This is a genomic window from Maribacter sp. HTCC2170, assembly GCF_000153165.2.
In the GTDB taxonomy this organism is placed as follows: Bacteria; Bacteroidota; Bacteroidia; order Flavobacteriales; family Flavobacteriaceae; genus Maribacter_A.
The window spans coordinates 1,420,171-1,434,577 of sequence record NC_014472.1 but is presented as its reverse complement, the minus strand read 5'-3'; the positions used below and the strand labels follow the sequence as shown (position 1 = coordinate 1,434,577).

The window sequence follows — 14,407 nt, the reverse complement described above, 5'->3', positions numbered from 1 at the left end:
TAAATTAGCCCTAAACCATTAATTATTTATCGTTTCGAACGATTTCAATAATCACTATTTAGAATATTTCTAAATAAAAATTTAATTTGAATCCATGACTTTAAAAGAAAATGTCGCTCAAGGGTCATTTAATGAAGTGCTGATTGAGGACGGATTTTATGTTCTGAAATTACAAAATGATCATAATGACATTCAAAGAGTTACCCGTGAGATTGATAGTTCTTTTATTCAATTTCATTTTTGTTTAAAGGGCAACGCCAAATTTGTATTTAATGAAGGTAGATATGCTCTAGAGGTAACCGAGGAAAATTCGTTGCTTTTATATAATACTCAGGTAGATTTACCCATGAACCTCGAAATGGCTCCTAATTCTTGGATTGTATCTGTGGTTATGACCATAGGAAAGTTTCACTCCTTATTTTCAAAAGAAGCAGATTACATTCCTTTTTTAAGTGAAGAGAACAAAGAGAAAAAGTATTATGCCCAAGAAGCAGTTTCCCCTGCCATAGCTGTTGTACTTAGTCAAATCATGAATTACAACCTGCACCCCTCAATCAAGGAATTGTACATCATGGGTAAAGTATATGAGCTTATTTCATTGTATTTTAATAAAAGTACCGATGCTGATTTAGAACAATGTCCGTTTTTGGTCGATGAAGATAATGTAAAGCGCATTCGACAAGCAAAAGAAGTTATGATTTCCCATATGGCCGAACCACCTTCGCTGCCCGAATTGGCGAAAGAAGTAGGACTCAGTTTAAAGAAATTAAAGGAAGGCTTCAAACAGATCTATGGTGACTCAGTCTATAGTTTTTTGTTTGATTATAAGATGGAACATGCCCGTAGATTGCTCGAAACCGGTCAGCACAATGTGAATGAAGTTGGGTTAAAAGTAGGTTACAGTACCTCGAGTCATTTTATTGCTGCTTTTAAAAAGAAATACGGCACTACGCCTAAGAAATATGTGCTCTCCTTGGCAAAATCTTAGAGTTGTAACCACCGCATTAGACCATAATACCATTTTAGGGTAAACCGACTGAGTAGTTTGTGGTCTATTGGTGCTTGGCACCTTAAATCATGCATTTTTAAGGTTAGAAATCCAGAAAATATCGGGTAAATGCAAAATATCGGAACTTAAAAAGGTGCATTGGGAATAAAACCAACTAGGTAGTTTGTTTTGTTTAGATTTAATAGGATGGTTATTGCACCCTAGCAACCATGATTCCTGTATTCTTTTTCACCTTTTTAAGATAATCGACCAAAGGTTCTTCCGAGAGCATAACTTCACCCGATGAAGAGGCATGCAGAAGGTGAATTCTGCCATTTTTTTCTCGCGATGCGAAACCTGTATGCGTAATATCCAAGCCGTTTATTGAAGTTGTCAATGCAATAATATCCCCTGATTGGATTAAATGTTCATTTGCCCCGATTTGGTCTTGGGGTAAATAACAAATGGCTTCATTGTTCAAAAAGTTTTCAGAAGCTTTTATTTTCTCAAAATTGGTGTCGTCTTTTAAGAAAGGATAAAGCTCACGATGTTCACTCATAAAGTTGATTTTCTTAGTTATTTCAACTCCACCGATTTCAGAGGTCATATCCTTTATAAGTCCTTTTACTTCATTATTGGTGATCCATTCCGAAAAATAATGTAGTCGAGACGCGTACCCATCGAGTTTTCCATTTTTATACCGAATGGTTTCAAGTGCGTCGACAAAGGAATCAAAATCGGACTTTTCATCTTTTAAAAGCAGACTAAAAGCTAGTACGTTTTCGACATAAGTGGTGCAATCCAACCCATGAAGATTAACGACCAAAGTTTCTGTTTCTCCAATTTCAAGGGTTTTGGCAACATAAGCCGTGCCCAAAAAAGTTTTCCCGACCGAAATTAAGGTCTTGCCCAAATCTTTTTCTAAATACCCATCTACCTCAATGACCTTATCTTCAAAAGCCTGCTTGTCTTTAACCGAACAGGTGATTTGTTGGGCATTGCCTATTTTCAATAAACCGAAAAGCATAAGAAATATAGAAAGAAACCTCATAGGATGCATTTTGTTTTCAAAGTTAATGATTAATGGGGATTGATTGTAGTGTTCAAATTTTGACATTCTGGATAATCATGATTTCTTATGGCTATATTGACACTTATTAATGATATGCCCTTGAGGTTTGCCCACATTTGGTATTTTTGCGCTAACAAAGAAAATGATTTATGAAAGGAGTTTTATTGGTCAATTTGGGTTCTCCTGATAGCCCTACCCCCAAAGATGTAAAACCATATTTAGATGAATTCTTGATGGATCCGCGGGTTATTGATGTTCCCAAATGGTTGCGCAATATCATTGTACGTGGAATAATTCTTCAGACCAGGCCAAAAAAATCGGCCGAAGCTTATCAAAAAATTTGGTGGGAAGAAGGTTCACCTTTGGTAGTAATCTCCGAACGTTTTTCAGAGAAAGTAACGAAAGAAGTTAAAATTCCGGTTGCATTGGGTATGCGTTATGGGAGTATGACAATTAAGAGCGGTTTACAAGAACTACATGATAAGGGCGTGGATGAGGTCTTGTTGGTACCATTATATCCACAATACGCCATGTCTTCTTTTGAAACCGTGGTCGTAAAAGCGTTGGAAGATCAACAGCAGTTTTTCCCCAGTATGCATTTGACAACCTTGCCTGCGTTTTATAAAAACACGGATTATATAAAAGTCCTTTCTGATAGTATTGCTGAAGGTTTGAACGGTTTTGATTATGATCACGTGCTATTCTCTTACCATGGTATTCCTGAACGTCATATTCGAAAGTCGGACCCTACAAAATTCCATTGTAAGATTGATAATAGCTGCTGTACAACGAACTCAGTTGCTCATCATTCCTGTTACCGTCATCAATGTTTTAAAACCACTGAATTAGTGATCCGGAATTTGGGATTGGAAGAAAGTAAATATAGTATTTCTTTCCAATCAAGGTTACCGAATGATCCTTGGTTAAAACCTTTTACCGATTTTGAATTTGTTCGCTTAGCCAAAGAGGGCAAAAAACGTCTGGCGGTTATTACCCCTGCCTTTGTTGCCGATTGTCTTGAAACCTTGGAAGAAATTGCCATGGAGGGCAAGCATCAGTTTCAAGAAGCTGGTGGGGAAACCTATAAGCATATTGCTTGCTTGAATGATAGCGATGTTTGGGTACAAGTTATGGCCAACTGGATAGATACTTGGCAAACTACTGAAATACTGCCTGGGTAAATGGCTAGAGTTACTTCAGACCAGTTAGGAACAGAGCCTATAGGTAAATTGCTTGTTAAACAGGCAGTACCGGCATCTATTGGCATTTTGGTTATGTCACTAAATGTTTTGGTCGACTCGGTTTTTGTTGGTAATTGGATTGGTTCTATCGCCATAGCCGCGATCAATGTTGTGCTTCCTGTTTCCTTTTTTATTGGTGCTTTGGGCATGGCGATAGGTATTGGGGGTTCTAGTATAATATCACGTGCGCTGGGAGCCGAAAACAAGGCTAAAGCTTTAAAGACATTTGGTAACCAAATAATGTTGACCCTAACGATTACCTTGACCATGGTGATTCTTGGGTTGACCTATGTTGACGAATTGATTCCTGCTTTTGGAGGCAAGGGTGCCATTTTTGATCCTGCGAAAATCTATTATGTTATTGTGGTCTGTGGAGTGCCTTTTCTTGCACTTTGCATGATGGGGAATACGGTAATTAGAGCGGAAGGGAAACCTAAATTTGCCATGATTGCCATGATAATCCCATCAATTGGTAATTTGTTTTTGGATTATCTATTTATTTATGTTTTTGATTGGGGTATGGCGGGTGCAGCCTGGGCAAGTACAATTAGCTATTTCCTATGTTTTAGCTACGTGTTATACTTTTTTTTATCCAAGAACTCAGAACTTAAATTACGTTTACCAGACTTCGCTTTGAACATCTTGATTCTTAAAGAAATAGGCTCATTGGGTTTTGTAACCATGGCAAGGCAAGCAGTGGTGAGTATTATTTACCTTTTGATGAACAATATTCTTTTTGATCTGGGAGGAGAAGCCATGGTGGCCGTATATGCAATTATTGGTCGTATGCTAATGTTTGCCTTATTTCCTGTTTTTGGGGTCACTCAAGGGTTTTTACCTATTGCAGGGTATAACTATGGTGCGCATAAATATAAAAGGGTCAAAGAATCCATTTATACGGCAATTAAATATTCAGCTTTGATGGCAACTCTTGTTTTTATTGGATTAATGGTGTTTCCTGCTGAAATAGCATCTTTGTTTTTAAGTAATAAACCTGATCTGTCTGATTTGGAATTGGCAACAAATGCCTTCGTTTTGGAGCATACGCCAGCTGCGATGCGTTGGGTGTTTGCTGCAACCCCGATAATTGCCCTGCAATTGATTGGAGCGGCTTATTTTCAGGCCGTGGGTAAAGCGGTTCCAGCATTGTTGTTGACGTTAACACGTCAAGGTTTCTTTTTTATTCCTTTGATATTGATACTCCCAAACTTTTTAGGGGAATTAGGAGTATGGATATCTTTTCCTATTTCTGACCTATTAGCAACTATTGTCACTGGTTATTTTTTAAGGAAAGAAGTAAAGCATACATTGTCCACTTAGATTTGATTCTCGAATTAACTTGTTATTTTTAAGGCTTAATTGAATTGAACACTATGAAAAAGTATCTTTTTTTATTGATTTGTATAGTAATATCCATCAATGGATGCAAAAAAACCGAAACATTGAAAAACCATACACTTTTTGTTGGTACCTATACAGATAATGGGAGTGAAGGTATTTATAGTTACTCCTTTGACTCAACCTCTGGCGAATTATCACATAAAAAATTATCTGTGAAAATAGGAAATCCGTCATTTGTGAAGATTTCCCCAGATAAAAAATATTTGTACGCCGTTGAAGAGACGGACAGTCATGAGGGTAAAAGTGGTGCGGTTGCTGCTTTTGAAATAATAGGTGATTCGTTGAAGAAAATCAATGATGGTAAAACTCTTGGCGCCCATCCTTGTCATATAGGAATTTCTGAGGATGGCAAGTTCTTGGCCACCTCAAATTACAGTGGAGGTAGTGTGGCGGTCTTTAAATTGGGGCCAAATGGAGCACTAAAAACCAATCCCCAGTTCATAGATCATAAAGTACTTGATAGTACAAGCACTTCACATGCTCATTCGGCCCTATTTACAAAAGACGAGCTCTTTGTAGCCGATTTGGGACTGGATGCCGTTTTACGATATAATTTTCAAAATGATAATTGGGAGCCCTATAAACAACCGCCGTTAGTAATGGCGCCCAAAGCAGGTCCAAGGCATTTTACGTTTAATGAGGATGGTAAATTCTTATATGTCATTAATGAATTGAATTCAACCATAACAGTTTTACAACGTAATCCTGATTTCTCGTATACAGAATTAGAAACCCAAAGTACAATTGCAGCCGATTTTGATGGGGATAGTTATTGTGCAGACATTCATTTGTCAGATGACGGTAAATTTCTTTATGGTTCCAATCGAGGGGAAAACACCATCGTGGTCTTCAAAGTTCATGAGACCAATGGAAAGTTGAGTTTAGTTGGGCGCGAATCTGTAAAAGGGGACTGGCCTAGAAATTTCACTTTGGATCCTACAGGCAAATTTCTTTTAGTGGCTAATCAACGTAGTAACAACATCACTGTTTATGGCAGAAATACCGAAGATGGAACACTAACTTTTCTTCACGAAGAGAAATTATCTAGTCCTGTGTGTTTGGAATTTTTGGAGTAGTTTCCTTATCCGTGCTGCTAAATAATCAATGAATCACATTGAATTAAAATTCAAGCTTTTTCCTTACATTTAGTGTTGACTAATTACAACATTTAAAAAATGAAAACTTTCTACGCTTGGGCGAGCATGTTTATGCTGGCCATTTTACTATTACCAACTTCTACTTTTGCACAAAGGCGAAAAAAATCTACAACAGTAACGCCGCAATATCCAGAGGAACTGTATTCGAGTATGGAATACCGATTGGTAGGTCCGTTTCGTGGTGGCCGTTCGGCGGCTGTTACTGGTGTTCCTGGCGAACCTAACCTCTTTTATTTTGGTGCTACTGGCGGTGGTGTTTGGAAAACTTTGGATGGTGGTCGTTCTTGGGAGAATATTTCCGATGGCTATTTCGGGGGTAGTATAGGCGCTGTTGAGGTTGCTAAAAGCGACCCAAATATCATCTTTGTTGGCGGCGGTGAAAAAACTCTTCGCGGAAATGTTTCCTCAGGATATGGGATATGGAAAACGGAGGATGCAGGGAAAACATGGACTTCAGCTGGACTGAAAAATAGTAGACATGTACCAAGAATAAGAATCCATCCTACAAATCCAGATATCGTATATGCTGCGGTACTTGGCAACATATACAAACCAACACAAGAGCGCGGTATTTATAAAAGTACGGATGGAGGTAAAACGTGGAGCAAGAAATTATTTGTGAACAATCAATCCGGTGCGGTTGATTTGACTTTCGACCCAAATAATCCACGCATTCTATATGCTTCAACTTGGAGAGCACAAAGAACGCCTTACAGCTTGAGTAGTGGTGGCGACGGTTCTGCACTTTGGAAAAGTACTGATAGTGGTGAAACTTGGAAAGAAATTTCTAAGAATGAAGGTTTTCCAAAAGATACTCTTGGAATTATCGGGGTAACAGTTTCTCCAAAAAATTCAGAGCGCGTTTGGGCCATTGTAGAGAACAAGGAAAAAGGCGGACTATACCGTTCTGATGACGGTGGCAAAAAATGGACACAAGTAAATAGCGAACGTAAGTTGCGTCAACGGGCTTGGTACTACACCAGAGTGTATGCCGATACGGAGGATGAGGATGTTGTTTATGTCCTAAATGTACGTTATCACAAATCCACCGATGGTGGTAAATCATTTAACACATTTAATGCTCCGCATGGTGATCATCATGATTTATGGATTTCTCCAGAAAACAGTAAGCGAATGATTATTGGCGATGATGGCGGTGCTCAAGTATCTTATGATGGGGGTGAAACATGGAGTACATACTACAATCAGCCTACAGCACAGTTTTATAGAGTTACGACTGATAATGCGTTTCCATACCGAATTTATGTAGCACAACAAGATAATTCTACGTTGAGAATTAATCACCGCAGTGATGGTAGAACCATTGGTGAAAATGATTGGGAACCTACGGCCGGAGGAGAATCGGCGCATATAGCGGTTGACCCATTGAACAATGATATTGTGTATGGAGGCAGTTATGATGGTTTCTTAACCCGAGTAAATCACGATAAAAATACGGTTCGGGGTATTAATGTTTGGCCCGACAATCCTATGGGTCATGGAGCTGAAGGGATGAAATATAGATTCCAGTGGAATTTCCCGATAATATTCAGTAAACACAATCCTAAAAAACTGTATACCTTTTCGAATCATGTTCATGTTACTGAAAATGAAGGACAAAGTTGGAAGTTATTAAGTGATGACCTCACAAGAAATGACCCAACTAAATTAGTTTCCAGTGGAGGGCCGATTACGCAAGATAATACCAGTGTTGAATATTACTGTACCATTTTCGCGGCCAATGAAAGTCCTTTAAAAGATGGATTATTGTGGGTTGGTAGTGATGATGGTTTGATTCATATTACAAAAGACGGTGGTGCTAATTGGGAGAATATTACTCCGCCAAATATGCCTGAATGGAGTATGATTAATAGCATTGAACCTTCAGCCTATGATGAAGGAACTTGCTATGTTGCAGCTACAAGATACAAGCTGGGAGATTTCCAACCTTACCTCTTTAAAACAGCGGATTTTGGTAAAACTTGGGAAAAAATAACGAATGGTATAAAAAAAGAACATTTTACACGCGTGGTTCGCGAAGACCCTAAGCGTAAGGGATTACTCTATGCTGGTACCGAAACAGGAATGTATATTTCTTTTGATGATGGCGCAAATTGGAGTCCATTCCAAATGAACTTACCTATTGTTCCAATTACTGATTTGACTATAAAAGACAACAATTTAATTGTGGCAACACAAGGGCGAAGTATTTGGATGTTGGATGACTTAACAGTCTTACATCAAATAGATGCAAGCAAGAAAAATGCTTCTGCTATTTTATATCAACCAAAAGATTCATATAGAACAAAAGGTGGTACCACTCGAACTCCTTCTAAAACCTCTGGAGCTAATCATCCGAACGGAGTGATAACACATTTTTATTTAAAGAGCCTTGCTGAAAAAGACACTGTTAAATTGACCTTTACTTCTATGGCGGGTGATACTTTGGCCAATTATAGTAATACAGCGAAAGAAAAAGACAAAAAGCTAAAGGTTGAAAAAGGAGGAAATACCTTTGTTTGGGATACACGCGGCAAAGGGGCTAAACTACTTAAGGGAATGATTCTTTGGTGGGCAAGCTTAGATGGGGCAAAAGCAGTTCCTGGAGATTATAAAGTGCATTTAAATGTGAATGGAGATTCACAGTCGCAGACTTTTAAGATTATTCCTGACCCAAGGGCAGAGGTTTCTGTTGCTGATATGCAAAAACAATTCGATTTTATAACTGATATCAACACTACTATTGATAACGCCCATAAATCAATAGAAAAAATCAGAAAAATAACGAAGCAATTGGACGCCTTCTCCAAACAATACAAGGACAATGACCAAACCAAGGAATTGGTAGAAAAAGCTAAGAAGATGAAAGAGAGCTTGGGCACTGTTGAAAAAGCCTTGTATCAAACTAAAAATAGAAGTGGACAAGACCCTTTGAATTTCCCTATTCGATTGAATAACAAATTAGGGCATTTAAACAGTTTGGTTGCCATTGATGATTTCCCACCCACTGAGCAAGATATTGTTGTAAAAGATGAATTGACAGGGCAAATCGATAATCAACTAAAGGCGTTTGACGAGGTAGTTTCAAAAGAGCTAAAAGAGTTCAATGATGCCTTCAATGAATTAAAATTGAATTACCTGTTTGTAGAAGACTAGGGTAAATACAAATAAATCAGTCATATCGAGCGGAGTCGAGATAAAGGATTTTTTCACCTAATTTCTTCTCGACTCCGCTCGAAGTGACAGTAGTTTAATAAATCAAACACCAAATTGAAGTTTTATTATGTGTATATGGTAAGATGTTCGGATGATTCTATTTATACAGGACTCACTAATAATTTAGAACGTAGATTAAAAGAACATAATGTTGGAATTAATGATAATTCATACACTGCAAAACGAAGGCCAGTAGATTTAATTTTTCATCAAGAATTCATGCAGTTTGTTCAAGCTGAATATTTTGAAAAGAAAATTAAAAAGTGGAGTAGAAAAAAGAAGTTGGCTTTGGCGGAAGGGAAATATGACCTTCCTCCATTGTTGGCTGAATGTAAAAATAAAAGTCACTTTAAAAACAAAAGTGAGCATTAATTCCTGTCTGGTCGAGCGGAGTCGAGACCTTTGAACATAGAGTTACAAATATGAAAAGCAAAAGGTTTTTATTTACTATTTTTTGGACGTCTTCATTGATGTTCCTTTATCCCCTGGTGAGCTTATCTCAAGAAAATAAACGACCTAATGTCATCATCATCATAACAGATGATCAAGGGTATGGTGATTTAGGTTATACAGGGAATCCACATGTAAAAACCCCAAACATTGATTCTTTTGCAAGTGAAAGTATTCGTATGAACAACTTTTATGTTTCACCTGTTTGCGCCCCTACAAGGGCGAGTTTAATGACGGGGAGATATTCGCTCAGAACAGGAATTAGGGACACATACAATGGTGGGGCAATAATGGCGTCCAACGAAGTCACAATAGCAGAAATGCTTAAGCAGGCCAATTATAAAACAGGAGTTTTTGGCAAATGGCATTTAGGTGACAATTATCCCTCACGTCCCAATGACCAAGGATTTGATGAATCATTGATTCACCTTTCAGGCGGAATGGGACAGGTAGGTGATTTTACAACTTATTTTCAAAAAGAACGAAGTTATTTTGACCCAGTATTATGGCACAATGGTGAGCGGGAATCATATGAGGGTTATTGCAGTGATATATTTGCAGAAAATGCCATAGATTTTATTGAAAAGAATCATGATCAGCCTTTTTTCTGTTACCTTTCTTTTAACGCCCCGCATACGCCGCTTCAGGTTCCGGACAAGTATTATCAACAGTATAAAGACATAGACCCTTCTTCTGGTTTTGAGGATGATTCCAGGCCGTTTGTAGAAATGACCAAGAAGAACAAAGAAGATGCCCGAAAGGTATATGCCATGGTTTCCAATATCGATGATAATATTGGTAAGTTGATGCGTAAGCTTGATGACCTCAAGATTGCCGAGAATACGTTAGTTGTCTTTATGACTGACAATGGACCGCAGCAGGTAAGATATGTGGCAGGTATGCGAGGAAGAAAGGGCAGTGTTTACAGAGGCGGTGTGCGAGTTCCTTTTTACTTAAGATATCCCTCAAAGTGGCAAGGAAATCAAGATGTAGAAACCACCACGGCGCATATTGATGTTCTTCCTACCCTTTCAGAAATTTGCGATGTTAAGTTACCTGAAAATCGAAAGATTGATGGTAAAAGTTTCACGGCTCTTTTTGACGGAAAAGAAGCTGAGTGGCAAGACAGGTCCTTATTCTTTTATTGGACTCGACGCTACCCTGAATTGTATCAAAATATGGCATTGCAAAAAGGACCCTATAAGCTGGTTGGGCACACGGATTATAATGCTCAACTCAATGATTTTGAATTGTTCAATCTTAAGGATGACCCTTACGAACAACATAATTTGGTTGCTGACAATAATGAAATTGCAGCTTCATTAAGAAATGAATTGGATTTAAGGTTCAATGAGTTAATAGCATCCGAAAACATAATTGAACAGCCAAAAATCAAAATCGGTACAGAGTTTGAAAATCCGGTTTTTCTCAATAGGAACGATGCTGGTGGTGAGCGAGGTATCTGGGACCAAGAAGAGATTTATGGTAAATGGAATGTTGCAATCGAAGAAGGCTATTATAATATAAAGTTCAGATTCATTAAACCGGTACCCAAAGGAGGTAAAATGTACCTTGAAACAGGAGCAAGAATCAATCAAATGAAAAATACGCTTGACCACACTGAGATTATTGAAATGGTTAATGTCTCTTTACCTAAGATGAATTGTGACTTAGTTCCTTTTTACAAGCTGGGCAATAAAAAAATACTCCCATTTTGGGTAGAAATTCAAAAATTAAACTAGAACCAACTCCCTATACAATGAAAAAACTTGTTCTTCTATTTTTAACTTTTACAGCTACATCTGCGTTTACTCAAACAGCCGATACTTATTTTAAACCTTTAAAATATCGGAATATTGGTCCGTTTAGAGGGGGTAGGTCAGTTATGGCTACTGGAGTAATTGGCGACCCATTGACTTATTATATGGGAACTACTGGTGGCGGATTATGGAAGACTTCGGATGCAGGTCAACGATGGGAAAATATTTCTGATGGTTTTTTTGAATTAGGGTCTGTTGGAGCAATTGCGGCATCAGCTTCAAACCCAAATATTTTGTATTGTGGTATGGGAGAACATGCTCCTAGGGGTGTTATGACTTCTTATGGGGACGGAGTGTATAAATCTACAGACGCTGGGAAGACTTGGAAAAAAATGGGGTTGGCAGCAACCCAACATATTTCCCGTATAATAATTCATCCAACCAATCCTGATATCGTATATGTTGCTGCTCAAGGTGCACTTTACGGGCCAAATAAAGAGCGCGGAATATACAAGTCTACAGATGGCGGAGAACATTGGAAAAAGGTTTTATTTGTTAATAAATTAACTGGTTGTTCAGAATTAACTATGGATGCAAACTATCCGGAAGTAATGTATGCAACTATGTGGGAGCATCAACGTAAACCTAATATAGTAATTAGTGGTGGAGAAGGTAGTGGTGTTTATAAATCGACTAATGGTGGAGATAATTGGTTCAAGATTGAAAAAGGTCTTCCAAAGGAAAAAGGAAAGATGGCAATTTCTGTAAGTCCGGCTAATTCCAATAAAGTATATGCCTTAATTGAAAGTGATTCCAACCAAGATAAAGGCGGTTTGTTTGTGTCAAATAATGCAGGAAAAAGTTGGAGTTTGGTTAGTGGGGATAATCGCTTAACACAACGGGCTTGGTATTATACAGAAGTATTTACCGACCCAAACAATGAAAACACCGTCTACGTAATGAGTGCTCCTGCCTTACGTTCTATTGATGGGGGTAAAACTTGGGAGCGATTGTCAGGAACACATGGTGATTTCCATGATTTATGGATAAATCCTGATAATTCAAACAATATGGTGATTGCTAATGACGGTGGTGCTGCCATTAGTTTTAATTATGGCAAAACTTGGTCTTCGCAAGATATTATGCCAACCGCCCAGTTTTATAGAATTAGCGTTGACAACCTATTTCCATATAATATTTATGGAGGACAACAGGATAACACTTCAGTTCGCATTGCTAGTCTTTCTTTAGGAAGAGGTGGCATTACAGAACAGGATTGGACTTATGCCGCGGGGGGTGAAAGCGCCTTTTTGGCCTTTGATCCAGATAATCCCAGGTATGTTTTAGGAGGAAGTTATTTGGGGACCATTGAAGCCTTAGACATGGATTCAAAAGCCTCTACCCAAATAATGGCCGCTCCTATTCAATATTTAGGGCGCGAAGCACGAAACATGAAATACCTCTATAATTGGAATGCTCCGATTATTAAGTCACAGCACGAACCCAATACATTTTACCATTGTGCCCAATTGGTTCTTAGAACAAAGGATATGGGAGTTACTTGGGAAGAAGTGTCACCAGACTTAACACGTAATATGGATGATAAACAAGGTAATGGTGGAGGACCGTATACTAATGAAGCGGTTGGTGCTGAGAATTACGGGACAATCGCTTATATGATTGAATCTCCCCATGAAAAAGGAGTGTTCTGGACAGGTAGTGATGATGGTTTTGTTCACATTTCAAGGGACAATGCATCTACTTGGCAAAATGTGACTCCGAAAGGATTGAAAGAATGCCTGGTCAATGCGATTGAAGTATCACCGCACGATCCTGCGACGGCCTATATTGCCGCTACCAGATATAAATTCAATGATCATACTCCAGCTATTTATAAGACCACTGACTATGGAGTGAGTTGGACCAATATAAGTTCAGGGATTCCGAACGGAGCATTTACCAGAGTTGTGAGGGAAGATCAGAATCGACAAGACTTGCTATATGCAGGTACAGAAAAAGGAGTTTATGTTTCGTGGAATGGCGGTAAGAATTGGGAGTCTTTTCAATTGAACCTTCCTAAAACTCCAATCACTGACTTAAAGGTGCATAAAGGAAATTTGGTCGTGGCAACTTCTGGCCGTTCATTTTGGATTTTGGATGATTTGAGTGTCTTGGAGCAATATGAACCTTTAAATAAAGAATTGAAAATTCATAGACCCAATGATGCGTTAAACGGTTCATGGCGAAGCCCATTAAGTAGAAATTCAGATAAATTCAAGGGAACTAACCCTTTCAATGGTGTAAACCCTGCCAATGGGATGGTTATGTACTATGAGTTACCCAAGCTTTCTGATTCTACTCATATTTCTTTGGATATCATAAATTCAAAAGGCGTTCTGGTACGAAGTTTTAGTTCTAAAAGAGATATTGAAACTCCTAGATTTAATGGAGGTGGGCCGTCGCAAGCGCCATTGTTATCTAAAAAAGAGGGGTTGAATCGTTTTGTCTGGGATATGAAAACATCCCTCTTACCCGGAATTCCCAATGTTTATATAGAATCTCGTTTTAGTGGGCATACTGTACCCCCTGGCAATTATGCCCTTAAGTTAAAAGTGAATGATAAGATTGCAACTACTGCAGGCACCATTGTTGAAGTTCCTACTTATCAAACTAAAACTGGGCAATATGATGCATATGATGATTTTATGACTGAAATGGAAAAGAAATTGACCACAATGCATAACAGGTTAAATGGATTGTATAAAGCTCAAAAACAGCTAAAATCAGTAATAAAGGATATTGGGGATGAAGCATTGAAAAATGAAGGCAATGAACTTCTGAAACAATTGGATGCTTGGGACAAAGACATGGTTCAACGTAAGTCGAAAGCCTATGATGATGTTGAGAACTTTCCGAACAAATTCACGGCTGAGTATTTGTTTTTGATTGATGCTACGAACAGCAGTATTCCAAGAGTGAATCAATCCTCAAAGGACCGTAAGAACGAATTGGATGCCCAGTGGAAAACACTTAATACAGAAGCAGAGCGATTAATGAATAAGGCTATCCCTGAGTTTAATAAAAAGCTATGGGAATCTGGAATAGGGGCAATTAGATTATAA

The 14,407-nt window shown here is 38.3% G+C and carries 9 protein-coding genes; 8 read left to right on the top strand and 1 reads right to left on the bottom strand.

The features are described 5' to 3' along the window. Positions 1 to 94 precede the first annotated feature (94 nt). A complete protein-coding gene (locus FB2170_RS06385) occupies positions 95 to 988 on the top strand; it encodes an AraC family transcriptional regulator (RefSeq protein WP_013305713.1) in 894 nt (297 codons plus the stop codon). Positions 989 to 1,199: 211 nt separating this feature from the next. Here FB2170_RS06385 and FB2170_RS06380 read toward each other — a convergent pair whose 3' ends face one another. Then, entirely contained in the window at positions 1,200 to 2,039 is an 840-nt protein-coding gene (locus FB2170_RS06380) for an N-acetylmuramoyl-L-alanine amidase-like domain-containing protein (RefSeq protein ID WP_041633086.1), read from the bottom strand. A gap of 170 nt (positions 2,040 to 2,209) precedes the next feature. On the opposite strand from FB2170_RS06380, the gene hemH reads away from it, so the two are divergent. From hemH to FB2170_RS06345, 7 genes are all read left to right on the top strand, one after another. Beyond that, a complete protein-coding gene (hemH, locus tag FB2170_RS06375) occupies positions 2,210 to 3,241 on the top strand; it encodes a ferrochelatase (RefSeq protein ID WP_013305712.1) in 1,032 nt (343 codons plus the stop codon). Beyond that, on the top strand, positions 3,242 to 4,621 hold the full coding sequence (locus FB2170_RS06370) for an MATE family efflux transporter (RefSeq protein WP_013305711.1): 1,380 nt from the start codon (positions 3,242 to 3,244) through the stop codon (positions 4,619 to 4,621). Positions 4,622 to 4,674: 53 nt separating this feature from the next. Further along, positions 4,675 to 5,778 (top strand): lactonase family protein, encoded by a 1,104-nt coding sequence (locus tag FB2170_RS06365; protein WP_013305710.1) that lies wholly within the window; start codon positions 4,675 to 4,677, stop codon positions 5,776 to 5,778. A 99-nt stretch (positions 5,779 to 5,877) separates the two neighbouring features. Then, positions 5,878 to 9,015, top strand: coding sequence for a VPS10 domain-containing protein (locus FB2170_RS06360; RefSeq protein ID WP_013305709.1), 3,138 nt, complete (start codon positions 5,878 to 5,880; stop codon positions 9,013 to 9,015). Positions 9,016 to 9,150: 135 nt separating this feature from the next. Next, positions 9,151 to 9,447, top strand: coding sequence for a GIY-YIG nuclease family protein (locus tag FB2170_RS06355; protein WP_013305708.1), 297 nt, complete (start codon positions 9,151 to 9,153; stop codon positions 9,445 to 9,447). A gap of 50 nt (positions 9,448 to 9,497) precedes the next feature. After that, positions 9,498 to 11,267 (top strand): arylsulfatase, encoded by a 1,770-nt coding sequence (locus FB2170_RS06350; protein ID WP_013305707.1) that lies wholly within the window; start codon positions 9,498 to 9,500, stop codon positions 11,265 to 11,267. A 17-nt stretch (positions 11,268 to 11,284) separates the two neighbouring features. Next, positions 11,285 to 14,407: a WD40/YVTN/BNR-like repeat-containing protein gene (locus tag FB2170_RS06345; protein WP_041633085.1), complete on the top strand. Its 3,123-nt coding sequence runs from the start codon at positions 11,285 to 11,287 to the stop codon at positions 14,405 to 14,407.

Excerpts from the sequence above, each read along its gene's own strand:
- FB2170_RS06385 (WP_013305713.1), top strand. The coding sequence starts at position 95 with ATGACTTTAAAAGAAAATGTCGCTCAAGGGTCATTTAATGAAGTGCTG.
- FB2170_RS06380 (WP_041633086.1), bottom strand. The coding sequence starts at position 2,039 with ATGAGGTTTCTTTCTATATTTCTTATGCTTTTCGGTTTATTGAAAATA.
- hemH (WP_013305712.1), top strand. The coding sequence starts at position 2,210 with ATGAAAGGAGTTTTATTGGTCAATTTGGGTTCTCCTGATAGCCCTACC.
- FB2170_RS06370 (WP_013305711.1), top strand. The coding sequence starts at position 3,242 with ATGGCTAGAGTTACTTCAGACCAGTTAGGAACAGAGCCTATAGGTAAA.
- FB2170_RS06365 (WP_013305710.1), top strand. The coding sequence starts at position 4,675 with ATGAAAAAGTATCTTTTTTTATTGATTTGTATAGTAATATCCATCAAT.
- FB2170_RS06360 (WP_013305709.1), top strand. The coding sequence starts at position 5,878 with ATGAAAACTTTCTACGCTTGGGCGAGCATGTTTATGCTGGCCATTTTA.
- FB2170_RS06355 (WP_013305708.1), top strand. The coding sequence starts at position 9,151 with ATGGTAAGATGTTCGGATGATTCTATTTATACAGGACTCACTAATAAT.
- FB2170_RS06350 (WP_013305707.1), top strand. The coding sequence starts at position 9,498 with ATGAAAAGCAAAAGGTTTTTATTTACTATTTTTTGGACGTCTTCATTG.
- FB2170_RS06345 (WP_041633085.1), top strand. The coding sequence starts at position 11,285 with ATGAAAAAACTTGTTCTTCTATTTTTAACTTTTACAGCTACATCTGCG.